This window comes from Lactiplantibacillus xiangfangensis (assembly GCF_001438845.1).
Classification (GTDB): Bacteria; Bacillota; Bacilli; order Lactobacillales; family Lactobacillaceae; genus Lactiplantibacillus; species Lactiplantibacillus xiangfangensis.
The window spans coordinates 1-20,605 of record NZ_JQCL01000019.1; the positions used below are offsets into that span (position 1 = coordinate 1).

Sequence of the window (20,605 nt, forward strand, 5' to 3'; positions counted from 1 at the left end):
TGATGGCGGTATTGGCGAAGTGGTTAACGCACCGGATTGTGGCTCCGGCACGCGTGGGTTCGATTCCCACATACCGCCCTTTGATTGGGTTATAGCCAAGTGGTAAGGCAATGGACTTTGACTCCATCATGCGCTGGTTCGAATCCAGCTAACCCAGTTGGGTTTGGGCAAAAAATGATGGCGGTATAGCCAAGTGGTAAGGCAGAGGTCTGCAAAACCTTCATCACCGGTTCAAATCCGGTTACCGCCTTTCCTGAAAAGGTTATAATCCTGATCAGTATTAATAGTTTTATTTTGCCGGCGTGGCGGAATTGGCAGACGCGCTGGACTCAAAATCCAGTTCCCGTTGAGGGAGTATCGGTTCGACCCCGATCGCCGGTACTAAGAGGTTTTCAGATAGCTCTCAGTACCTTTAGGAAGTCTTCATATCGTTGATATGAAGGCTTTTTTGTTTTTTCTAAAGGTATGCGAAGGTATGGAAAGTACTTTTGGGGTGCACATTGGTGCACATTTCACGTTTTCTAACATTACAGAGTAGGGGACGCCGGTAAAAGTTTAACCGTGTCCGCTAACCCCTTGTCTGATAAGTGATACAACAATCGTGGTGCACATCAATGGTGCACATCGGTGCACATTTGGTGCACATTTTGTAACATTTAAAAGTTCTCAAGCGCATCGCTAATTAGGTCAACTTGCTCATGCCGTAATTCAGCGATAACGTGCGCATAGACGCGTTGCGTGATTCCCACGTCTGAATGTCCAAGGCGCTGTGAAATGACGTAAATTGACACGTTTTTGTAGATTAGATAACTAGCGTGAGTGTGACGCAAACCATGAAAGGTAATTTTTTTAATGCCTAGCTTTTTATGTGCAGTACGCAGTAGCTTGTTAACTGCATTATCAGTAGGAACCTTAGTACTATGCTTACCAATAAAAATCAAGTGAAGGTCATTCTGAACACCGGCAGCTACTTGCTCCTGGTGCAAATCGCCTAGAACTTTAATTAGACCGTCAGTAATTGTAATGACCCGATTAGATGCTTTTGTTTTTGTCGGCAAGAAATCGCCATCACCTTTATAGTCCAACGTTTTATTGATACGTATCGTCTTAGCTTTATAGTCAATATCACTCCAGGTTAAACCGGCAACTTCGGAGTAGCGGGCACCAGTTAATAGGCTAGTCAGTATCATGACTGCACTCATATTATTGATGGATGCTTTAGGAGCAATAAAATCTTTTAGTTTAGACATGTCCTGCACATCTAAATAATTATTGCCTACTTCAGATTCGGCATCGATACAATTAGGCACAGTAGTTCTATTTGTGAAATTGTGCCGGATGACACCATCTTCAACAGCATCAATAATGCACGCACGGCAGTGACCCGCAATTTTTGCGACTGTCTCACGCGAATAAGTGTCAGCAAGTCCATTCAGAAATTCCTGATACATAGATCGTGTAATATTACCGATTTTCATATCATCAAAGTAATTGGTTATCTTATCTTTTGTAAATAAATAGTTCTTTTTAGTAGCTGCTGCAATAGTTGGCTCTTTAAAAGTTTGATACCATTCGGTAAAATAGGCCACGAACGATTTAGTGGAGCTAAGAATATCATCGCCCTGAAGTTTGCTGACCTCATTTTTGTGGGCGTAATATTCGGCTTCCTTTTTTGTTTTAAAGCCAGCCTTATTCTTATAGTGACGTTTTCCTGATGCATCATAAAACGAAATTCTTACGGCCCATGATGAGCCACGTTTATTTATACTTGCCATTGTTATTATCCTTTCTATTTTTCCCGGGCAGGATTCATAAAATCGGATATTGTAGGCAACACCTCCTTAAATTGTGATAAAATTATGTATATAAAAAGTGTGGAGTTATCCACGAATTTTATTTGTAAGCACATCCTAGTATCTTGGCGGGTAGGGGGATGTGCTTTTTAGTAACTAGTCGGCTTTTGGATCATTTTTTAGATGTCCACGCCATACCCAGCCACGTAAAGAATGGTTGGAATTAGTAACATAATAATAAATAGCGCCACTACGAACTTTTTGTGAACGAGTAGCAGTCCAAACGTAGGAAGACTTAAAGTTTTTTAGATTATACCGTTTCTTTTTACCAGGATTGTTGTAAATCCAGGCATTTTTAGCGGACTTGCGAACTAATTGTTTATCTACTGATAGGCTGTCATTGTAAACGGTCCAATATTTAGAATAAGGAGTGATCCAATTAGCTTTACTTGATCTGTCCATTACCCAGAAGTAACGGCTGTTATGCGCGTATCCCGCTTTTTTCACAGACCAATCGTAGTTTGACGTATGCTGTACAGTGATGACGGTACCACGTTTTAATCTTGATCTTTTAACAATATAGTTATTTTTAGAAGACTTATGATTGCGAATCTTGTAGATTATTGTTGACTTAGTAACTATTGCTTTACGTGGAGATGACCACCATTTACGACTATGCGTATTGTCTGAAATGTAAATGGGCTTTGTCGTAACATCAGAACTACGAACATATTTATATGTTTTGTCCTTGGTAATTAGAGTAATCCACGGTTTTGCATTGGGATTGTAAGTTTTCATTACTTCCCCATATGCATCACCATCATCTAAAAAGTAGTTCCTATTTGCTGCGTACGTGTCAAGAAAACTGTTCTTGGCATATATTTCTGTTGCTTTTTTTGCCTGCGCAGTAGTTTGGAACATTCCAAACGATGCAATCACAACCCCCGCGGCTATTAATCCATGTTTCAAGTAATTCATCCCCGAATATTTCAGCTTTTAAGGACATCAGTATTTGGTCACAAAATTATTTTCCTCGGTGCATTTCTCGAAAGTGCGCAAATAGTAGTACAAAACATCCTAGCGAAATCGTAAAACAGATAATCATCCAAATAATCCATCCGTAGGTGGTAAGCCAATTAATAATTGCAAACAATATCATTAGTCCGATATACCACCACATCCATTTAGTGAAAAACTTGTACACTAACCATCCAAAAATGATCATGAATCCTAAAATAGCCAAATGAACATCTCCTAGTTGATAGCTATTCTTTCCTTACTGCGAACTTTAGTGAACGTAATCGTATTACTTAAATTTACCCGGTAGCCCTTGTAAACTGTTCCATTGGACACCTGAGTTTTAAAGTAGTTGATTGCGTTTAAAACGAAATCTTCTGGTAATTCAAGTTCGGCTGCAATTTCATAATTGGTTTGTAGTCCTAAGTTATAGCATTTGATTAAATCGTCAATTGAAATTGCAGACTTATATGCCAATCTGCGTGCAAGCAGTTCTTGCTTCCGGTTGTTTAGTTGTTTTTGGTTAACAATTAAGCCTACCGATGTGAGAAAGTGCATGAACTCTTCGCGTAGGATAACCTGTTTATCAATCTCTGGTTGGTCAGGTTCTAGTATTATGTATGGCTTACCTTTTATATTCTTGTAAGCACCATAAAGACCTGTATCACGTTTTAATCCCCGAAATTCGATAATAGTTGCGTATTGTTCATACGTCGCTTCTAGCTCTTCCAATTTTGACAATGCCATTGAATCACACCTTACTTATCACCATTAAATTTATTAATTCGATCATCAAGATACTTGCTGATTTTATCAGCTTCAGTATCATTTATATTGTGACTAGAATCAGCCTGGTGAGCGGCCAATGTTTCGATGAAGGCATTATCATTTTGAGCGCCCAGTTGGTCAGCTGCAAAGTTCAATACTTTTTTCTGTCTATCATAATGGAGCTTAGATACTACTGTATTTATTTGATTAGCCGTGTCTGTATTTTTAATTCCCATCAAATATGTGAGATCTACATCTAGTGCATCAGCTATATTAGAAATAACTTCAACCGGAACTTTTTCAATGTCGCCTTTTTCATAACGATAAATAGTTGAACGGGAAACGCCAATCTTTTTAGCAAGCTGATCAGCAGTTAATCCTTTTTCTTCACGGATATGCTTCATTCTTTCCCCAACGCTCATAAGTAATGCCTCCTCATATAATATAAATAAAGTATATACCTGTGTCGCAAAATTGCAACGGTTTTATGTCGCATTATTGCGATTTTTATATTGACAAACGCAATTATAGGCCTTATGCTTGATTCATCAAGTCGCAGGAATGCGACAAGAGGGAGGAGAGAATATGTTAGATATGAATATGGACCGCCTGAGAGGTTTGTTAGTTGAACGTCATGTGACCCAGGATGAATTAGCTGTTGCATTAGGAATTAATCGAAGCACTCTCTACCGGAAAATTAGTGAGGGCGGGAAGAGATTTACTGCTGAGGAGATATTTAAAATGAAAGATTTTATTCCATTAAGTGATCAAGAGGTTATTGATATTTTTTTAACTAAGAAAGTCGCATTAATGCGACGAAAAGAGGCGATTTAGGTGAATAAAGTTAAATTATTCAATTTTGAACAAAATCGGGTTCGAACAATTGAGGTTGATGATGAACTGTATTTTATTGGCTCAGATGTTGCTCGTGTCCTTGGGTATTCAAATAGTAGTAAGGCTGTAATCGTTCATGTAAGCAAGGAAGACAAACGGATGAAAATGATTGCACATTCCCAAAATGGGAAGGTGTCTGAATCTAAAACGACAATCATCAATGAGTCAGGTCTATATGACTTAATTTTTGACGCTGCCCGTCAAGGTAAGAACCAACTAATACGTATGAAGGCTAAACGGTTCCGCCATTGGGTAACAAACGAAGTCTTACCATCAATTCGTAAGCATGGTGCTTACATGACTGATGAGAAGGCATATGACATTACGCATAACAAGGATGCACTGGCCGACTTGCTGATGCAGGCCGGGAACCAGTTAAAGCAGAAGGACTTGGTAATCCAAGAATTGAAGCCCAAAGCATTGTTTGCTGACGCGGTAGCTACTAGTAAGACTGATATCTTGATTGGTGACTTGGCTAAGATGTTGCGCGGCAACGGCATTGATACCGGCCAGAATCGCTTGTTTGAATGGATGAGGGTCAATGGGTACCTGATTAGTCGCTACGGTTCAAGCCGTAACATGCCGACACAGAAAGCAATGGACTTAGGGCTGTTCAAGGTTAAAGAGACCAGCATTACCCATGCGGACGGTCATGTGACAGTAAATAAGACCACTAAGGTTACTGGCAAGGGGCAGCAGTATTTTATCAATAAGTTTTTGGCAGTAACAGAAGCTTAGAAGGGATGATTGAAATGAAAAGAAAGCCAGAAAATGTACGTGAAGCATTAGATAGATTGCTTGTTTACAATGATGCGTTGCATAATCCGTCACCAGCACACTTGAGTGGAACAGTAGTAGTCGATGACACAGTCAAGGAAGTTCAGGACAGCAATTATGAAATGTTAGCCGATTTGGCTGATCTGTTGGGGATGCAGGAGTTATACGAGGAAGTAGGTTCTGAGCCAACAATTTTACGATAGGGAGAGACATGTATACAAATATTGTTTTCGCTACTATTTGGATTGTTACGATTAGTGGAATAGTCATGATGAAAAAAATAGACCCAAGTAATAGATTCTACTGGGTCTACGCACTAACGGTCGCAATTGTATTTACAATTTATCGATTTCTGCACGTATGGTAGGCAGGATGTGCTTACCAAGTAAGCTGGCTAGCTTATTATACGAATCGGCACTGAAATCCATTTTGCATGTTTCAGAAGAATACTCAGCAAAGTAGTTATGCTCCTTAGCAGGAATATAAGGAAGAATCAGATAGTAAGCTTGTGTGAACTCATTCAACCGTTCTCCCATGTCTGAAAAGTTAGTGATTTTTTCATCAGTAACCGGGACAACCGAAAGGGCCCCGACAGCTAGCAGATAGTTTTCTAGCAGTTTCCGCTTATGCAAGACCAATTCCCTATGGTTTTCTTGTGAGTAGTCTAATTTCTTTATTACAGATAAATGATGATTATTTATTAGTGTAGTGATTACTGGTGACAGTAAGGCAATTACAGCGATGATTGCGGTAATAGTATATGACGTGTCGAAAGTCATGGAATGTATCACCTCGGTTAGTTGGATTAACTAAATTATATCGCATTGCAAAGTGAGAGGCGGTGAGTACATGAACCATTTTGGTTTAAACCTGGACCCTAAAGAAACAGACTCATTCCTGCAACGCATGGTGGGGAAAGTAATTACCGCGATGCTACCAGTTTTAAACGATCGGTTGCTGGGGGATGAGTTGATGACACGTCAAGAGCTGGCTGATTGGCTAGGAATTTCCTTAAAAATGACGGATGAAGCATTTATTTTTAAGCCTGGATTTCCTTATTACATGGTTGGAACTAAGAAACGGTACTGGAAGCGGTCCGTGATTAAGTGGATTGATGATAATCAACGTTCTTAATATCCCGGGCAGGATTCAACGTTGATTGTCAGATTTGAGAGGAAGCTAATTTTATGAATGTTTTAGCCATTATTGGTATAGGAATTGCTTGTTTCCTGATTATGGCGGATGCAATTGGTTGGCGGGAAGCGTTCAAGCGGATTCAGAACATGTTTGGAATTTAGAAAGGTAGGTATGTCTGCTATGGGTAATGCTCAAACTATATTTGAGGGGCTACATGACCAAATACAAAAGAATCGTGATCTATTTGAGCTCAGAAAACTTAGGGATGCCATCATTGATGCAAGCAAACAGGGGAAAATGGGAATGACATGGGGTCACTCAGTAATTGATGATGACGTCGCTAACGCTTTGCTAAGTGAAGGGATTGTAGTCATCAAGTGTACAAGTAAAAATGACTATTTACTTGATTGGTCGGAAATTTATGAGGAGATGTAGCAGTGTGAATTACAAAATAGTACCACGTAAACCATTTGAAAGATGGTCAAAGATGCAAAGTAAAACCTGTCACCGGCGGCAACCAGTGGCAGGCACAACTGACGATCTGCTTAGAATCGTATCCAAGGTCTATTTTAAATCAAAGCTAACTTGGCGGCAACGCTTATGGAGGTGGTTGCGATGATTAATCGTGCAGTGCTAGTAGGCCACTTGACGCGTAATCCTGAACTACGCTACACGAGTGGTGGCGCAGCCGTTGCGACGTTCACCATTGCAGTGAATCGGAGCTTTACAAGTCAAAATGGCGAACGACAAGCCGATTTCATTAATTGCGTAATTTGGCGCAAGCCTGCGGAGAACTTCTCTAATTTCACTAGCAAAGGTTCACTGGTTGGTATTGATGGTCGTATCCAAACCAGAAACTACGAAAACCAACAGGGACAACGGGTTTACGTCACAGAAGTCGTCGTTGATAACTTCTCATTATTAGAATCACGAGCAGAGGCCGATAAGCGACGTGAGGAAAGCAACAGTTACTCACAACACCAGCCTGGCTCAACGGTACCTACAAGTGATTCTGGGGAAAACAGCAGTGCTCCTAGTTCAGCTGGCAATCAGAACGACTCATTTGCTAATGATGGTGCTGAAATTGACATCAGTGATGATGACTTGCCATTTTAGGAGGTGGATGAGATGGCCAGAATACGGAAATTGGCCCAAAACAACTACACGGTTATTGATAACGCAATAATCCGTGATAAGTCATTGAGCTGGAAGGCTAAAGGTGTATTTGCCTACTTATGGTCCATGCCTGATGATTGGGAATTCTATGAGACCGAGGTTATGACGCATGCTAAAGACGGTCGCGACTCATTACGAAGCGCGATTAAAGAATTGCAGGACCACCATTATATGCAACGAACACGATCCCGAAATGAAAAAGGTCAAGTTAAGACTAGTGATTGGGAATTGTCGGATAAGCCTATGTTGGAAAAACCTACACAGGATAAACCTATGCAGGATGACCCGACACTACCAAGTACTAATGGACTAAGTACTGATTTACCAATTACTGATGGTACTAATGATGATGATGAAGGCCATCCCCAAACGGATGATCCTGTTAAAAAGAGCTGGGTAAACCTATGGACCGATGAACCTAATACGGTTGTTGGCGCTAAGTTGCGAGAATGGTCTCAGAATCTCAATCCTGAATTAGTTTGTTTTGCTATCCAAGTAGCTGGTGAGCATTCGGTTAAGCAAACAGGAGCCCTCAAGTACTTAACTGCTGTTATCGATGGCTGGTTGAAACGTAAAATCACAACCTTAGATCAGGCTAAGAAGGCTGCTGAAGAACACGATAAACGGCGATCACAAAGAAAGCCTCATGGCGGTAAGAGTCATAAGAAACAAGAGATAAAACCACATTGGATGGAAGACCAAAAGACTGGTTACCAGGCTAAGCCCAAAAGTAAGTTGACTGACCAACAGCGCAAAGAATTAGAGGAACGTGTAAAGAGGCTAGATAAGCCGAAAGAGGTGGTATAGGGATGTTACAGGATTACAGTGCTGTCGTACGTGCTGAAGGTGATTTGGTTGTCATTCGGTTAAGCGATGACCACAATGCTAAATTTATCAAGCCTGGGGATGTCGTTGAACTTGGGTTTGAAGATGGTCGGACCATTACAGCAAAGCAGCGCGCTAAGTGTTATGCAATTTTTAATGAAGTTGATGACTGGAATGGCAATCATGATCGTGAACTCACTAAGCGGCAGCTGAAAAACACGTTCTTAAGTAAGAATCACATTGCTACGCCATTTTCATTAGCAAATTGTTCAATGACGAGAGCCAATAATTTTATCGAATTTTTGATAGATTTTTGCATGGATATGGATGTTCCGTTTGGCAGTAGGACCTTGGACCAGATTCAGGGCCAGTATGGATGGGAACGAACGTGCTTGAAGTATAAAAAGTGCTGTATTTGCGGCAAGCATGCAGACATCGCCCATGTTCACGCGGTTGGTATTGGTCGGGACCGAAATCATATTAATAACGTAGGTAACCGTGTAATGCCACTGTGCCGAATGCACCACGTTATGCAGCATAAGGTCGGTATTAAGAGCTTTATGAACGAGTTTCAAGTTAAAGGCGTGGAGGTTACGCCTGAGCTCCAACGAGAATTAAAAATTGGTAACTGGCACGTTGACTACGGCGAAGACATCAACATGACGAGAGAAGATGCTTAAATGCCAAGAATTGATAGTCGAATGTTACTTGAGAGCGTTCAGGAAGTGGAAAACGAATACCATTCAGTGAATATTGCACCAGCTAAGGCCATGACAAAAGTTTGGCATTTATCTGGGGCTGTCATCCCTGATGATCCACAAAGAGTATTTGTAACCAAACGGACGTACACGGTTATACGAGTGAGCGTTAATCATGGGTTGTCAGTTTCAGCAATAGCAAGCCTTTTAAATCGTAGCCCAAGCGAAATTGACAAAATGGTGCGGGCATACAAATGCAATGAGTTAAAGATTACGAAGAGGGGTTATAAACATGACAGAGAAAAGTATTAATTTTAATTTATCAGAAATTAGTGGTGGTGCAGTTCAAGAAAAGCTTGACCGGGAAATGAAGCGGGTGGCTGCTAACATCATTGATCCAAATACCGATGCTAAGAAGAAACGTAAAATCACACTGACTATTACCCTTGCACCTAATGATTCTAGGACAGTGGTTGATGTTGATACCGAAGTTAAGTCAGTTCTGGCACCACAGTCAGCAGTACCAACGACGATTATGACTGGCCGTAATTTAGATACTGGTGAAATTGCAGTGAATGAACTTAAATCTGGTACGCCAGGGCAAACGTACATTGATGACGATGGCACGGTTAAAACGGATACGGGTCAGCCGGTTGAAGAAGTTGAGAAGGAACAAGCTACTGCTAAAAGTGGTTCTAACAAATTAGTTGATTTTCAAGCACAGAAGAAACAGGAAAACTAGGAGGAATTAATCATGGATATGACTACTGAAACACTACAACACATTGAAAGCCAAGCCTTAACGGCGGCAGGTAAAAAGGTTTATACGGATGAAAGTGGCAAACAATTCTTAATTGGCGATGATGTGCGACCTTACCACCGTGATGGTCACGCAGATGAGGCAATCGAGACAAGCACGTTATCTAGTATTGTGACTTACATCAAGTCAGGAATGGATAATCGGAAACATGTATTGATTCATGTAGTTTCGCCAACTCGAGTTGATTTGTTAGGAGATTTAGATGACTACGGCGCTCGTGAAGAATTAATGACAGCGGCGCCGACTAATGACGCAATTCGTTGGGGACACTTTTATGATCGTGAATCGATGAATATTTTACTTCAGTCCGGTTTCCGGTCAACCAGCGATGGTATGACTACGGATGACCGGGATGCCATTGTTAAGTTTATTGGTAACTTGGTCCAGGACAACAACTCGGTTCACGTTCAAGACGATGGTGTAACTCAATCGGCAAATGTACGCCAAGGGGTTGCCAATCAAGCAGAAGCTAAGGTGCCTAATCCAGTACTGCTAAAGCCATATCGAACATTTACGGAAGTCGACCAACCAGAAAGCCATTTTATTTTTCGGATTGATGCGGATATGGAGGCTGCGCTGTTTGAAGCTGATGGTGGTGCTTGGCGACAAGTAGCAATCAACAATGTGAAAGACTATCTAAGTAAGGCGCTTGCTGACTTAGCGGACGTTGAAAATAAAGTAACAATCCTAGGCTAAGACATGGAGCGAATGAAGAGATTGATCAATGCAGTAGTGGACCGATTTAAAGTGGCAATAGTTATTATTGCGTTCACTGCGGCACTGATATTACTAGCAAAGGTGGCAGCGCTGTGGTATTACACCGCGCTGTTTTAAGAAGGCGTTGAAGATGGAATTAACTGAAGTTGTAATTAAGTGCTATCAAAAATTGTTGAGACTTGGCACAAAGTCAGATGCAGATGCGATTTTACTATATGCGTATCTATTATTGTGGAACAGGACTGGTAGTCCGGTTCATGTTAATCATTTTCATGATGATGTAGTCAATGAGGACGTATTTATTGCGCGTTTCTCAGATAGTAAGCAGGAGGAAACAGAATGAAACGAGGGGATGACGGTATTTTAATCCCAGAATTAACACCGGAAATTATCGAACAGGCATTTGAAACGTTTGGAGATGACTAATAAATGAAAATTAAGATAGTTCCACCAAAAGGCAGCAGTGAAAAACCATATGTAAAAGAATTTAATAATTGGGATGAAGTTAACGCCTACTTATTGCGTAAAAACGAGCCAATATGGGAAGCCATCCCGCAAAATGAAGCAGTTAACTTTGATATGAATGAAATAAACTAGAATCAAACTTTCATGATTAATATTCTTGTTTTATGAAGAGGGTAAAAATATGACACCCGAAGATATTGTAGAAGGCCAAAAACTTTTTGCTGTTTATATTTTGCAAAGCGAAAAATATCAGACTGAAAAAGTCGAAGTTATCAAGGTTAGTACTTATTTTATTTATGTGAAGGATGAGCATGGACATTTGGCACGATACATCAAGAAAAAGTCATTTCCGCTTCAATATGATATTGGCTTATCTGCTTGGTTCAATAAAGTTTACCTGACTGATAATAAAAACCAGGCGAAGCTATGGGAGCATTGTGCTAAATGAAATTTCTAATATACGAGGAGAGAAAAGTATGAAAAAGAAGTTTAAGATTCGTGATTTGTTATCAATTGAAGTTCATCTTGATACTGATGATGAAGATGAAGAAATGCAGTGGTTTCCCGTATTTATTAATACTCCCAATGGTGTTATTTCTCAGTTCTCACATCCAGGAGACTTGGATGATGCATTGGAATTTAGAATGAATGAAGCTAAATGAGATTCCTGTACTTGATGCTGAAAGCAAGGAGAGAATGCTTTGAAAAAGAAAGTAGCTTACGGAATTGTGACTGCAGCCATTGCATTACTGCTAGGTGGCTGCCAATGGATTGATGATTGGACATCTGATTTTAAGCAGCAGATGGTTGGTCTACCAATGACGGTTGAAACCTATGATGACAATGCGCAAAAGATAGATAATATTCGCGGGAAATCATTATCAATTAAACGTGACACAAAGTTTGATCAGACCAATGAAAAAGGCACCACCACGAAAGAATCTAAGGTTTTAGATATTACGCTAGGTGGTAAGCAAATCACACACGTTGGTAGTAGCCTTATTGCTTACCAAAACGGACTAACCAATGTGTTAGATAAATACCCTAAACGCGCCGAGGTAACCAATAATAATCCCTCATTACCGTTTATGAATAGATTTGTTAATGAGTATAAAAACTATTTCACCGGAGCAAAGAAGGTCATCCTGATTAGGTCACAGACAGGACAACCCCTTGCAACCTTTGCGGGTAATAAGGTTAGCTATAAAGCAACGAGTGTTCCAAGTAGTACATCGTTATTGATAGATGGCAAGCGTCTGTTCGTATATCGCTGTGACTACACGATTTATACGAGGGATGCACTGCTAAATTAATAATATGATTTTCAGAGGGAGATTAAATAATGAGCGAATTAGTTGATCAATCTGGATACTACTTAATCAATCAGGGAACACTTAAAGGAAAATTTTGTGCCATGATTTACGATTTGGATATTATGAAATATATTGCGTTTAACGATAAAGGAACACCAATCACAGTATTTGGTATAAATGAAATCGTTAGATCAGTTAATCTTGGTGAGATAAGCCTGATAAAAGAAACTAACGATACGATTCAGTCCATGATAGCCAGGCAGAAGCAAGAGAATAAAGATTCACTGCTAGATTAGCAACCGGGGTGAGAGAATTGACGGAACTAACGGATGAACACATTATCAAAGTTGCAGCGCGTGCTGGCGCTTTGGCGTTTAGAGATTATCAGTTAAAAATCAAAAAGTCTAATTATGAAAAAAAGTGTCGCAATATTAAATTGATTCTTGAAAATTATCACTACTTGGAAAAACATGTCAATGTTGATTTGCCTGAGTTGAATGCTAAGGATCAAGAGACAGTGGCAGTCATCCCTAAGTGGGAGCTTAGTGTGTATGCCATGCTTGGGTTCAAAGCACGATCTAAGTTGATGATCGAGTATATTAATTTAGTACTCAAGGCCTACAAAGAAGATTGTAGTTACAGTACTGATGAAGCAGTGAAGCGGCGGTACCTGGTTATTAAATCGCTGTATTTAAATAACCCGACAATTAATCGAGAAAGATGTGCAGAATTATTTCATGTCAATCATCGAACGATTGATAGGGATGTAACCGCGTCACTGCAAGACTTGTCAGTGTTATTGTTCGGAGCGGATGCTATTAACGACATGAGTATGATGTCGTAAACATGTCGCAACAACGCCCCAAAAGCCTGTTATATTAGTAGTATCAGCAAGTGACAGAGATACTAGTTATTTCCTTGAGTGTCATCGTGGGCTAATTGGTTAAGCCACAATGAGATGCAGGTTCGAATCCTGCCGATGATATAGGTGATTGGAAGCTAAGAGCCAGTCACTAAGTGTAGCTTGAGCTCGGTTGGGTGGAGCACTGAACGTATGTTTAGGAGCGTAGGTTCGAGACCTACAAGTTACATATGGGAGGTGAGCAGCCTCTTTAATTCTCAGTAATGAAGTCCAGTTAATAGCTGGGCTTTTATGTTTATAAGGCAATTAAGTCAGCAAGTTAGGGATGATTAGTGATGCGTATTAAAGTTTGTCGTAAGTCGGGATGCACCAACAAGATTCCATATGACCAGAGCAATCCGTTCTGCGATGAGCACCGTAACCTGTATCATCCCTCAACTTGGAAACAGACAGAGCGACGTCAGTCTTATAGCAAGTACAATCGATTCAAACGCGATAAGGAAGCTAACCAGTTCTATCATACTAAGCAGTGGTCAGGTATTAGTAAGGCGCTAAAGACTCAGGCTTGTAATACATGTGCTATTTGCGGTCACACGTACGACAAATCAGGGTATCTTGTAACTGACCATATTATTCCTAGACGCGTTGACAAGCGACGACAGCTAGACCTGAGCAACCTATGGGTTATTTGCAAGAGGTGTCACTATTGGAAAGGTGAACTTGAGTCACAGGTTTATAATTCTGATTCGTTGGTTGCAAACATAGATGCTAGTCATCGATGGAACCGACAGAAAGTTACACACTGGATTTTAGAAAAAGAAAATCAGACGCAGAATAAAAAGTAGCTGCGATAATTCGTTGATGGGGCCCGCCTATGTGCGTCAGAGAAGAGCTCACACATTGCCGTCTCTTTCTTTCACGAACAGAAGTCAAAAAAATATTGCTTTTTTAAAGGTGCTTAATGCTGATATATCGGCGATTAAGCCCTTTTTTAGTGGCGAAAATTAGCCATGAATCGACAAAAATCACAACGAAATTAGTTGAAAGGAGGTGTAAATCACGATGGATTCCAAGAAAAAGGCGCTTAAAGTCATTACTAACGATAAAAAAATTACAAAGATGAACGGGACCGTTGATTTGGATGATATCCAGATTACACCCCCGGCTCACTTGCTGAAAAATGCGCAGGCCCTTTGGCGAATTTTGATACCAGAAATTAAAAAAATGGGCTATTTGAAGCGGGTAGATCAGTCTAATTTAGAATTGTACTGCACATACTACGCGCTTTATTTAGATGCTGAAGATGAGCTTCGGGATAATGGGGCATATTTAAGGTCAAAAACAGGTAAACCCTTAAATAAGGCGCCTCAGGCTATTCAACTAAATGATTGTGTTCGTAATATGAAATCCTTGGGGTATGAAATGGGTTTTTCGTTCGATGCAGGGCTACGACAGCTAACTATTGCTAAGCCACATGAGAAAAAAACAAAAACTCCACTGAAAGAGGTGAAATTCGGTGCAGACGTATGATTTTACAGGTGTCAGAACCATTAAGGCAAAAGTTAAGCCATTTCAGGCAGAGTATGAGCCACTTTTAAAACAATATGATGATCCTGCCACTAAATATGCGTACCGTGTCATGTTCACTGATGATTTTGTTACTGGCCGTGATTGCCAACTTGCATGTATTAGGCATTTAAACGATTTGCTAAGAATCGGAACTGATGGTTTTAGCTATCAATACAGTGTAGATATGGTTAATGCAATCGAATATTTTACGAGGCTGCTACCTAATCCTGATAATATGGCACAAAAGATTGAACCACAATTATGGGAATCATTTATTCTTGATAGTTTAATCGGCTGGCGTACTAAAAATGGGACGCGTTATAAAACGGCAAATATTTCAGTTGCACGTAAGCAAGGAAAAACCTGGATTGCATCTATGTTAATCAATTTCTATTATTTCGTTGTTTGTGCTCAGGCATCTTCACAAGATTTGCTTGTTGCCAGCTATGATAGTGATCATGCAAGTAAGTTATTTAATGATGTTTCGATTCAAGCTAAGCAAATTATGAGATTAGATGATTTTAAGGACTGGGTGGCTGAAAATGACGTGGAAGCACAGTCCTATCAAATTATTGGTAAAGAGAACAAAAACACAGTGCGCAAAGGTACATCACAAGGTGGCGGATTTGATTCTTTCCATAATGCTATTGCTGTTTTTGATGAAATAGGTAATCTACGACCGGCATTAAATGAAACTTTGAATCAGATTACATCTGGACAAAATGGAATTCATAACAAATTGTTTGTAAAAATTTCAACGGCTTATCCGGATATCAAAGTTAAATTCAAAAGTGACCAGGACACAATGCGTTCAGTTATTGAGCATGATGCAGATCGTGATGGTGATGATGTTTTTCAAATCCTTTATAACCAGGATTCGGAGGAAGAGGTGTTTAAGCCTGAAACCTGGGCTAAATCGAATCCTTTACTCAACGAATATCCAAAAGAAAAATCCGACAGCTTACTAGAATCACTAATTGCGGACCGTGACCAAAACGAACGTGAAAGCACTTTGGAGACTTTTGTAAATAAAACGCTGAACTTATGGAGCCGCCGCTTTCAAAACAGCTTTTTATCGTTGGATGTTATTCAGAAAAACATCATCGATGATTTCGATGTGGCTGGCAGGGATGTCTATATTGGATTTGATGGTAGTCAGACAAACGATAATTCATCATTTGGCATGGAGTTTCCGTTCATGAACGGTAGCAGCTCGATGTTTTACGCCATGGAACATAGTTTTATACCGTTTGCCCAGGCCAAGACCATTGAAGCAAAATCAAAGCAAGATGGTTTGGACTATCGCAAGTTGGAACGTGAGGGATTCGTTGACGTGACCAATTTGCCTAGTGGGGTAATTAATAAGGACCAGGTCTATCAATGGTTGATAGACTTTGTTCGACGATATAACTTGAAAGTTAAAGCTATTGTTGCTGACCCTAACCTTGCAAGCTGGTTCGTCAATAAAATTACGAATTACCAACCTGAATGGCCAATTTTAACCTTAGCGCCAACATCATTCAATTTATCAACGCCGACCAAGGACTTTCAAAATAATTTCATCAATGGCAGCATCAATATTTTGAATGACCCACTGCTGATTGATGGGCTAAATAACGCCATTTTAAAGGAAGATAACGGTGGTGCGATTAAGATTGACCGTCAGAACCGCACTAATGATCATATTGATACGACTGATGCGTTAATCAATGCACATTCAGAGGCGCAGAATTATTTTGAGGACTTTCATCAAGACGGAAACAATCCGCTTAATGACATGAACAAAAAACAGCGCCGTAACTTTTTCAAATCAATGTTTGGCGCTTGAAGGTGGTGATCGGATGTCTAAAGTAATTGAAACATGGCTGTCTAATTGGTTTACGGTCGTGTTGTTTATTGGCGGTGCCGTCTTAATTGCGGTAGCTGCCTTTTTATTTAACTTAGTACTAGGGTATTTGGCTAGTGGCGTTGAGTTATGTGTAATTGCTTACATTCTGGATAAAGAACGGGGTGGGCAATAATGGGGCTATTAACACCACGCAATTATAAGCAACATAAAATTAATAACTACGTCTATCCAAGTGGAGGAGGATTTACGCCCCTGTTATCTTCAGTAGGTGGTAAGCAAATTAGCTATGTTAGTGCAGGCGGAGCCCTGCGTAATATCAATGTTTTTAGTGTGATTAACCGCATTGCCAGTGACGTCGCATCAGCTCATTTTAAAACTGAGAACGTTGCGGCATTACGACGATTAGAACAACCTAGTTTGCTGATTAGCCGTTTTTCTTTTTGGCAAGGCGTTATAATTCAACTTTGCTTGGGTGGAAATGCATACGTACCCCTTGTTGGCCACAATTTAGAGAATGTACCGCTATCGGATGTACAGGTCAATTACTTACCAGGAAACGTTGGAATTAGCTATACCGTAGCTGAAAGTAACGAACGCCCTCGAATGGAACTGAGTCAAGACCAGATGCTCCATTTTCGATTGATGCCAGACCCTAGTTATCGTTTCTTGATTGGTCGTTCACCGTTAGAAAGCTTGAGGGATGCGTTAACTGTTGATGCTAAAAGCAATGAGAGCAACCTTAAAACTTTGGAAAATCAGATGAGTCCGGCCGGCAAGCTTAAAATATCTGGGCTGATTAACAGTGATCAAGATTTAAGTGATGCCCGTGATATGTTTGAGAAAGCTAATGGTGGTGCTAATGCCGGCCGATTAATGACGTTACCGGATGGATTCGACTATGAACAGTTTGAGATGAAATCAGATGTATTTAAGGCACTGAACGAGAATGCTAGTTACTCTGCAGCTCAAATCTCACAAGCATTCGGTGTTCCCAGCGACATTCTGGGAGGCGGTACATCCACAGAGTCCGCTCATAGTAACATCGAACAGATTAAAGCAACGTATTTATCTAATTTAAATACTTATGTTAATCCAATTGTTGACGAGCTGCGCAATAAGTCACAGTCACCCGATTTAGAGCTAGATATCAAGGATATGCTAGATGTTGATGACTCAATTTTAATTAGTCAAATCAAGGATTTACGTTCTGCTAATGCTATTGACCCGGTGCAGGCCCAGTACATCTTGAAGCGTAATGGATTCTTACCTGAAGATATGCCGGAATTCAATCCTAATTTAACAATGAAAGGAGGTGACTCAAGTGCTGATAAGGGTTAACGGAATGATTACAAATAATGATGATGCACCTATTTACCGTGATTGGCTAGGAATGAACGTTATAGCACCAAATGACGTGATTGATGCGTTACCAAACGATAATTCGCCGGTCACACTTGAAATTGCAAGTAATGGTGGTGAGGTTGATCCAGCTACTGAAATTTATACGGTACTTCATAATTATAATGGCCAAGTAACTGCCTCAATTATATCTAATGCGTACTCTGCCGGGACAATTATTGCGATGGGGGCGGACAAGGTTCAGATGTCTCCGGGAGCAAAAATGATGATTCACAATGCCTCAAGTGGTACGGAAGGCAATTATCACGATATGGATAAAGCATCCGGGATGCTTAAAGCAACAAATCAAGCAATTGCTAACATGTATGCTGAAAAGACTGGCAAACCAATTCAGGATTTCTTGGATTTAATGGATCAAGAAACGTGGTTGACAGCGGATGATGCTATTAAGCTCGGATTGGCCGATGAAAAGCTGGACTTTAGTCCTGAACCCATTACTAACGCAGTTGGGAAGTTAATGCCACGACAAGTAATGGCCAAGATTCATGATCTATTAAATGAAAATCAAAAATTAAAACAGAGTAGCCAAATGAATAGGCAACCGAGTGAACACCAGAAACTGGTGGACGCAAAGTTGGCTATTTTTTATGGAGAGGATGAGTAAAAGTGAAACCAAATGAATTACAAGTATTATTCAATAAAGTAAGTGCCCATTGTGCCGACTTGAATGCACAGTTAAATGTCAAATTGGCCGATGATCACTCTACACCAGAAGACTATCAAAAGATTAAGGACGAGCTTACTGCTGAAAAGGTTCGTCGCGATACCATTGATAAGCAGCTTCAATCGCTGTCAGAAGCCACTGGTAACGATAATGATAATCAAAAAAATTCCGGTAACGGGATGCAATTGGGTAGTAATTCTAAGGATTCTCAATTGAATACTCAGAAGCAGGAATTACTGGATTATATGAAGCGCAAGCCAGCTAAGAACCAGGTTAGCTCAACAGAAATGTCTCCAGTTGTTCCAGAAACCATTATTTATAATCCTTCATCGGAAGTTAATAGTGTTGTTGACTTAGCCAATTTACTAACTAAAACGCCAGTTACTACCAAAAAGGGAACATATCCAGTTAAAAAGCGTGCTGATGATTATTTACCAAGTCAAGATGAGCTGAAAGCAAACAATGAATTAGCAGCGCCAAATTTTGATGATGTTGATTGGTCTGTTGAAACGCATCGTGGGGCACTTACTATCTCACAAGAAGCTATTGACGATGCAGAACCATCTGTACTAGACATTGTAGGCCAAGATATTTCAGAAAAAGCTGTGAATACGCATAACCATGTGATTGCACCAATTTTAAAGCAGTTTACAGCAAAATCTGTAACTCTAGATACTTCTCATTCAGTGGATGACGTTAAGCATATTCTTAATGTTGATTTAGATCCCGCCTACGTACCAGTAATCATTGCCTCACAGTCATTTTACAATTCATTAGATACCTTAAAAGATAAGAACGGCCAATACATTTTCCATCAGGATATTACCACTCCTTCCAAGGGGACATTGTTAGGAGTTCCAGTTTACCGAGTGGGTGATAAATTATTTGGTGATTCTGGTGACAAGAATGCATTTATCGGGGATATCAATCGTGCTGTATTCTTTGCTGATCGTAAGGAAGTTAACTTGTCTTGGGAATATGATCAGGTTTATGGGCAATACTTAGCAGCGGTTTTACGTTTTGGGGTTAGTGTAGCAGATTCAAATGCTGGCTTCTTCGTTAGTGTGACGGATGGCACGAGTACTGGTGCAACCACCAGTACAACCACTGATGCATCTACAAAATAGTGGTGTTGAGAGGCGTGTTCTAAGGATGCGTTCGTTTAAATGATGGCCAACTGTATTGAATTGAGGTGAGAGGATGGCAGACGTTGCAGGGGTTAGTCCTAAAGATATGCAGGATTACCTATCACTAGATGATGACGTTGATACATCAATTTTGAAAGACCTGATTGAAGAAGCTGAAGACGGAATTATCAGTGACATTGGCTTAGATGTTAATGTTGATAAATATCGCAGCTATAAGCAGTTTAATCAGGCAGTTAAAACGATGGTTGATTTCAATTACTTCAATCGAGGAAATCTAGCTGAACTGAAACTTGCTTATCCGCCTAGCTATCTTCTGATGATTAACAGAATCCGGTGGAAAATTCGGAGGGACAGCAATGAAGATGTCAGTTAGCCGGTTTTCGGAGCGAGTTACGCTGGGTAGTTACCAACCAGTTCCGAATGACAATACTGGAGATTATGATAATAAATTTGTACCAGGCTTTGACCTTCATTGTGCGCGCTATCAGCGGACCATGGAGCAAAAGGTTCAAATAATCGGTACAGCGTATGAGGAAACTATCATACTGGCTGTTCGAAGAAATTCCAAAATTGATAAATCGATGATTGCCCAGTACCAGGGCAACAAGTATCAGATTGTTGATTTTTCAAAGGATAGTTCTGGATTGCCGGTTGGGTATGATCTGATGACGTTGAAGCTTAAAAAGTAGGTGAT

General features: G+C 40.2%; 32 protein-coding genes and 5 tRNA genes. 32 read left to right on the forward strand and 5 right to left on the reverse strand.

The annotated features are described in order from the left end of the window. Window positions 1-5: 5 nt before the first annotated feature. The 4 genes from IV64_RS02090 (at window position 6) to IV64_RS02105 (ending at window position 381) form a co-directional block, all read left to right on the forward strand. A tRNA-His gene (locus IV64_RS02090) sits at window positions 6-78 on the forward strand. A 7-nt stretch (window positions 79-85) separates the two neighbouring features. After that, window positions 86-157 (forward strand) — tRNA-Gln (locus IV64_RS02095). Window positions 158-179: 22 nt separating this feature from the next. Further along, window positions 180-250: transfer RNA gene (locus tag IV64_RS02100), tRNA-Cys, on the forward strand. Between the two features lie 46 nt (window positions 251-296). After that, a tRNA-Leu gene (locus IV64_RS02105) sits at window positions 297-381 on the forward strand. 275 nt (window positions 382-656) lie between these two features. Here IV64_RS02105 and IV64_RS02110 read toward each other — a convergent pair. The 4 genes from IV64_RS02110 to IV64_RS02130 all read right to left on the reverse strand — a co-directional run bounded on the left by IV64_RS02110 (window position 657) and on the right by IV64_RS02130 (window position 4,000). Beyond that, entirely contained in the window at window positions 657-1,775 is a 1,119-nt protein-coding gene (locus IV64_RS02110) for a tyrosine-type recombinase/integrase (protein WP_057705525.1), read from the reverse strand. Between the two features lie 174 nt (window positions 1,776-1,949). Then, window positions 1,950-2,762 (reverse strand): hypothetical protein, encoded by an 813-nt coding sequence (locus IV64_RS02115; protein ID WP_157060986.1) that lies wholly within the window; start codon window positions 2,760-2,762, stop codon window positions 1,950-1,952. Window positions 2,763-3,047: 285 nt separating this feature from the next. Continuing rightward, window positions 3,048-3,557 carry an ImmA/IrrE family metallo-endopeptidase gene (locus tag IV64_RS02125; protein ID WP_057705528.1) on the reverse strand — a complete coding sequence of 170 codons (510 nt, stop codon included), beginning with the start codon at window positions 3,555-3,557 and terminating at the stop codon, window positions 3,048-3,050. 11 nt (window positions 3,558-3,568) lie between these two features. After that, window positions 3,569-4,000 carry a helix-turn-helix domain-containing protein gene (locus tag IV64_RS02130; RefSeq protein WP_057705529.1) on the reverse strand — a complete coding sequence of 144 codons (432 nt, stop codon included), beginning with the start codon at window positions 3,998-4,000 and terminating at the stop codon, window positions 3,569-3,571. 163 nt (window positions 4,001-4,163) lie between these two features. Between IV64_RS02130 and IV64_RS02135 the strand changes: the two genes are divergently transcribed. From IV64_RS02135 to IV64_RS02145, 3 genes are read left to right on the forward strand one after another with little or no spacing between them, the layout of a single operon-like run. Beyond that, on the forward strand, window positions 4,164-4,412 hold the full coding sequence (locus tag IV64_RS02135; RefSeq protein WP_057705530.1) for a helix-turn-helix domain-containing protein: 249 nt from the start codon (window positions 4,164-4,166) through the stop codon (window positions 4,410-4,412). After that, window positions 4,413-5,210, forward strand: coding sequence for a phage antirepressor KilAC domain-containing protein (locus IV64_RS02140; protein ID WP_057705531.1), 798 nt, complete (start codon window positions 4,413-4,415; stop codon window positions 5,208-5,210). 5 nt (window positions 5,211-5,215) lie between these two features. Beyond that, window positions 5,216-5,452 carry a hypothetical protein gene (locus IV64_RS02145; protein ID WP_237757299.1) on the forward strand — a complete coding sequence of 79 codons (237 nt, stop codon included), beginning with the start codon at window positions 5,216-5,218 and terminating at the stop codon, window positions 5,450-5,452. A gap of 132 nt (window positions 5,453-5,584) precedes the next feature. Here IV64_RS02145 and IV64_RS02150 read toward each other — a convergent pair whose 3' ends face one another. Continuing rightward, window positions 5,585-6,028, reverse strand: a complete 444-nt coding sequence (locus tag IV64_RS02150) for a hypothetical protein (protein ID WP_057705533.1) — start codon at window positions 6,026-6,028, stop codon at window positions 5,585-5,587. 70 nt (window positions 6,029-6,098) lie between these two features. On the opposite strand from IV64_RS02150, the gene IV64_RS02155 reads away from it, so the two are divergent. From IV64_RS02155 to IV64_RS02265, 25 genes are all read left to right on the forward strand, one after another. Beyond that, entirely contained in the window at window positions 6,099-6,383 is a 285-nt protein-coding gene (locus tag IV64_RS02155) for a hypothetical protein (protein ID WP_057705534.1), read from the forward strand. A 174-nt stretch (window positions 6,384-6,557) separates the two neighbouring features. Further along, entirely contained in the window at window positions 6,558-6,821 is a 264-nt protein-coding gene (locus tag IV64_RS02160) for a hypothetical protein (protein ID WP_057705535.1), read from the forward strand. Window positions 6,822-7,001: 180 nt separating this feature from the next. Beyond that, on the forward strand, window positions 7,002-7,502 hold the full coding sequence (ssb, locus tag IV64_RS02165) for a single-stranded DNA-binding protein (protein WP_057705536.1): 501 nt from the start codon (window positions 7,002-7,004) through the stop codon (window positions 7,500-7,502). A gap of 12 nt (window positions 7,503-7,514) precedes the next feature. Continuing rightward, window positions 7,515-8,369 (forward strand): DnaD domain protein, encoded by an 855-nt coding sequence (locus IV64_RS02170; protein ID WP_057705537.1) that lies wholly within the window; start codon window positions 7,515-7,517, stop codon window positions 8,367-8,369. Window positions 8,370-8,371: 2 nt separating this feature from the next. Then, window positions 8,372-9,067: a putative HNHc nuclease gene (locus IV64_RS02175; RefSeq protein WP_057705538.1), complete on the forward strand. Its 696-nt coding sequence runs from the start codon at window positions 8,372-8,374 to the stop codon at window positions 9,065-9,067. Further along, window positions 9,068-9,397, forward strand: a complete 330-nt coding sequence (locus tag IV64_RS02180; RefSeq protein WP_057705539.1) for a hypothetical protein — start codon at window positions 9,068-9,070, stop codon at window positions 9,395-9,397. It begins immediately after the preceding gene. Continuing rightward, the gene (locus tag IV64_RS02185; RefSeq protein WP_057705540.1) at window positions 9,378-9,827 is read left to right on the forward strand and encodes a hypothetical protein; all 450 of its coding nucleotides are present in this window, start codon (window positions 9,378-9,380) and stop codon (window positions 9,825-9,827) included. Before IV64_RS02180 ends, IV64_RS02185 begins: the two co-directional genes overlap by 20 nt. Before the next feature lie 12 nt (window positions 9,828-9,839). Then, window positions 9,840-10,601 carry a hypothetical protein gene (locus tag IV64_RS02190; RefSeq protein WP_057705541.1) on the forward strand — a complete coding sequence of 254 codons (762 nt, stop codon included), beginning with the start codon at window positions 9,840-9,842 and terminating at the stop codon, window positions 10,599-10,601. Between the two features lie 151 nt (window positions 10,602-10,752). Then, complete coding sequence (locus tag IV64_RS02195) at window positions 10,753-10,965, forward strand: hypothetical protein (RefSeq protein ID WP_057705542.1); 213 nt, start codon at window positions 10,753-10,755, stop codon at window positions 10,963-10,965. An 86-nt stretch (window positions 10,966-11,051) separates the two neighbouring features. Further along, on the forward strand, window positions 11,052-11,219 hold the full coding sequence (locus tag IV64_RS14255) for a hypothetical protein (RefSeq protein WP_157060988.1): 168 nt from the start codon (window positions 11,052-11,054) through the stop codon (window positions 11,217-11,219). A gap of 49 nt (window positions 11,220-11,268) precedes the next feature. Continuing rightward, window positions 11,269-11,535, forward strand: a complete 267-nt coding sequence (locus IV64_RS02200) for a hypothetical protein (protein ID WP_057705543.1) — start codon at window positions 11,269-11,271, stop codon at window positions 11,533-11,535. A gap of 28 nt (window positions 11,536-11,563) precedes the next feature. Next, window positions 11,564-11,749: a hypothetical protein gene (locus tag IV64_RS02205; protein ID WP_057705544.1), complete on the forward strand. Its 186-nt coding sequence runs from the start codon at window positions 11,564-11,566 to the stop codon at window positions 11,747-11,749. A 39-nt stretch (window positions 11,750-11,788) separates the two neighbouring features. Further along, window positions 11,789-12,400 (forward strand): DUF5052 family protein, encoded by a 612-nt coding sequence (locus IV64_RS02210; RefSeq protein WP_057705545.1) that lies wholly within the window; start codon window positions 11,789-11,791, stop codon window positions 12,398-12,400. 29 nt (window positions 12,401-12,429) lie between these two features. Further along, window positions 12,430-12,696, forward strand: a complete 267-nt coding sequence (locus IV64_RS02215) for a hypothetical protein (RefSeq protein WP_057705546.1) — start codon at window positions 12,430-12,432, stop codon at window positions 12,694-12,696. A gap of 17 nt (window positions 12,697-12,713) precedes the next feature. Next, window positions 12,714-13,244 (forward strand): hypothetical protein, encoded by a 531-nt coding sequence (locus IV64_RS02220; RefSeq protein ID WP_057705547.1) that lies wholly within the window; start codon window positions 12,714-12,716, stop codon window positions 13,242-13,244. A gap of 80 nt (window positions 13,245-13,324) precedes the next feature. Further along, window positions 13,325-13,385 (forward strand) — tRNA-OTHER (locus IV64_RS14260). 212 nt (window positions 13,386-13,597) lie between these two features. Further along, complete coding sequence (locus tag IV64_RS02225; protein WP_057705548.1) at window positions 13,598-14,107, forward strand: HNH endonuclease; 510 nt, start codon at window positions 13,598-13,600, stop codon at window positions 14,105-14,107. 217 nt (window positions 14,108-14,324) lie between these two features. Then, window positions 14,325-14,792 carry a phage terminase small subunit P27 family gene (locus IV64_RS02230; protein ID WP_157060990.1) on the forward strand — a complete coding sequence of 156 codons (468 nt, stop codon included), beginning with the start codon at window positions 14,325-14,327 and terminating at the stop codon, window positions 14,790-14,792. Further along, window positions 14,779-16,659 carry a terminase TerL endonuclease subunit gene (locus tag IV64_RS02235; protein WP_057705549.1) on the forward strand — a complete coding sequence of 627 codons (1,881 nt, stop codon included), beginning with the start codon at window positions 14,779-14,781 and terminating at the stop codon, window positions 16,657-16,659. The genes IV64_RS02230 and IV64_RS02235 overlap by 14 nt, the downstream gene beginning before the upstream one ends. A 13-nt stretch (window positions 16,660-16,672) precedes the next feature. Further along, window positions 16,673-16,852, forward strand: coding sequence for a DUF1056 family protein (locus IV64_RS02240; protein ID WP_057705550.1), 180 nt, complete (start codon window positions 16,673-16,675; stop codon window positions 16,850-16,852). Continuing rightward, a complete protein-coding gene (locus IV64_RS02245) occupies window positions 16,852-18,018 on the forward strand; it encodes a phage portal protein (RefSeq protein ID WP_057705551.1) in 1,167 nt (388 codons plus the stop codon). Before IV64_RS02240 ends, IV64_RS02245 begins: the two co-directional genes overlap by 1 nt. 4 nt (window positions 18,019-18,022) lie before the next feature. Then, window positions 18,023-18,703, forward strand: a complete 681-nt coding sequence (locus IV64_RS02250; protein WP_338033734.1) for a head maturation protease, ClpP-related — start codon at window positions 18,023-18,025, stop codon at window positions 18,701-18,703. A gap of 2 nt (window positions 18,704-18,705) precedes the next feature. After that, on the forward strand, window positions 18,706-19,890 hold the full coding sequence (locus IV64_RS02255) for a phage major capsid protein (protein ID WP_057705553.1): 1,185 nt from the start codon (window positions 18,706-18,708) through the stop codon (window positions 19,888-19,890). A gap of 73 nt (window positions 19,891-19,963) precedes the next feature. Then, complete coding sequence (locus IV64_RS02260) at window positions 19,964-20,284, forward strand: head-tail connector protein (RefSeq protein WP_057705554.1); 321 nt, start codon at window positions 19,964-19,966, stop codon at window positions 20,282-20,284. Beyond that, the gene (locus IV64_RS02265; RefSeq protein WP_057705555.1) at window positions 20,268-20,600 is read left to right on the forward strand and encodes a phage head closure protein; all 333 of its coding nucleotides are present in this window, start codon (window positions 20,268-20,270) and stop codon (window positions 20,598-20,600) included. The genes IV64_RS02260 and IV64_RS02265 overlap by 17 nt, the downstream gene beginning before the upstream one ends. Window positions 20,601-20,605 lie beyond the last annotated feature (5 nt).

Excerpts from the sequence above, each read along its gene's own strand:
- IV64_RS02150 (WP_057705533.1), bottom strand. The coding sequence starts at position 6,028 with ATGACTTTCGACACGTCATATACTATTACCGCAATCATCGCTGTAATT.
- IV64_RS02190 (WP_057705541.1), top strand. The coding sequence starts at position 9,840 with ATGGATATGACTACTGAAACACTACAACACATTGAAAGCCAAGCCTTA.
- IV64_RS02135 (WP_057705530.1), top strand. The coding sequence starts at position 4,164 with ATGTTAGATATGAATATGGACCGCCTGAGAGGTTTGTTAGTTGAACGT.
- IV64_RS02170 (WP_057705537.1), top strand. The coding sequence starts at position 7,515 with ATGGCCAGAATACGGAAATTGGCCCAAAACAACTACACGGTTATTGAT.
- IV64_RS02240 (WP_057705550.1), top strand. The coding sequence starts at position 16,673 with ATGTCTAAAGTAATTGAAACATGGCTGTCTAATTGGTTTACGGTCGTG.
- IV64_RS02200 (WP_057705543.1), top strand. The coding sequence starts at position 11,269 with ATGACACCCGAAGATATTGTAGAAGGCCAAAAACTTTTTGCTGTTTAT.
- ssb (WP_057705536.1), top strand. The coding sequence starts at position 7,002 with ATGATTAATCGTGCAGTGCTAGTAGGCCACTTGACGCGTAATCCTGAA.
- IV64_RS02160 (WP_057705535.1), top strand. The coding sequence starts at position 6,558 with ATGTCTGCTATGGGTAATGCTCAAACTATATTTGAGGGGCTACATGAC.
- IV64_RS02265 (WP_057705555.1), top strand. The coding sequence starts at position 20,268 with ATGAAGATGTCAGTTAGCCGGTTTTCGGAGCGAGTTACGCTGGGTAGT.
- IV64_RS02245 (WP_057705551.1), top strand. The coding sequence starts at position 16,852 with ATGGGGCTATTAACACCACGCAATTATAAGCAACATAAAATTAATAAC.
- IV64_RS02155 (WP_057705534.1), top strand. The coding sequence starts at position 6,099 with ATGAACCATTTTGGTTTAAACCTGGACCCTAAAGAAACAGACTCATTC.
- IV64_RS02110 (WP_057705525.1), bottom strand. The coding sequence starts at position 1,775 with ATGGCAAGTATAAATAAACGTGGCTCATCATGGGCCGTAAGAATTTCG.
- IV64_RS14255 (WP_157060988.1), top strand. The coding sequence starts at position 11,052 with ATGAAAATTAAGATAGTTCCACCAAAAGGCAGCAGTGAAAAACCATAT.
- IV64_RS02205 (WP_057705544.1), top strand. The coding sequence starts at position 11,564 with ATGAAAAAGAAGTTTAAGATTCGTGATTTGTTATCAATTGAAGTTCAT.
- IV64_RS02145 (WP_237757299.1), top strand. The coding sequence starts at position 5,216 with ATGATTGAAATGAAAAGAAAGCCAGAAAATGTACGTGAAGCATTAGAT.
- IV64_RS02125 (WP_057705528.1), bottom strand. The coding sequence starts at position 3,557 with ATGGCATTGTCAAAATTGGAAGAGCTAGAAGCGACGTATGAACAATAC.
- IV64_RS02130 (WP_057705529.1), bottom strand. The coding sequence starts at position 4,000 with ATGAGCGTTGGGGAAAGAATGAAGCATATCCGTGAAGAAAAAGGATTA.
- IV64_RS02180 (WP_057705539.1), top strand. The coding sequence starts at position 9,068 with ATGCCAAGAATTGATAGTCGAATGTTACTTGAGAGCGTTCAGGAAGTG.
- IV64_RS02230 (WP_157060990.1), top strand. The coding sequence starts at position 14,325 with ATGGATTCCAAGAAAAAGGCGCTTAAAGTCATTACTAACGATAAAAAA.
- IV64_RS02260 (WP_057705554.1), top strand. The coding sequence starts at position 19,964 with ATGGCAGACGTTGCAGGGGTTAGTCCTAAAGATATGCAGGATTACCTA.
- IV64_RS02175 (WP_057705538.1), top strand. The coding sequence starts at position 8,372 with ATGTTACAGGATTACAGTGCTGTCGTACGTGCTGAAGGTGATTTGGTT.
- IV64_RS02185 (WP_057705540.1), top strand. The coding sequence starts at position 9,378 with ATGACAGAGAAAAGTATTAATTTTAATTTATCAGAAATTAGTGGTGGT.
- IV64_RS02215 (WP_057705546.1), top strand. The coding sequence starts at position 12,430 with ATGAGCGAATTAGTTGATCAATCTGGATACTACTTAATCAATCAGGGA.
- IV64_RS02195 (WP_057705542.1), top strand. The coding sequence starts at position 10,753 with ATGGAATTAACTGAAGTTGTAATTAAGTGCTATCAAAAATTGTTGAGA.
- IV64_RS02225 (WP_057705548.1), top strand. The coding sequence starts at position 13,598 with ATGCGTATTAAAGTTTGTCGTAAGTCGGGATGCACCAACAAGATTCCA.
- IV64_RS02250 (WP_338033734.1), top strand. The coding sequence starts at position 18,023 with ATGATTACAAATAATGATGATGCACCTATTTACCGTGATTGGCTAGGA.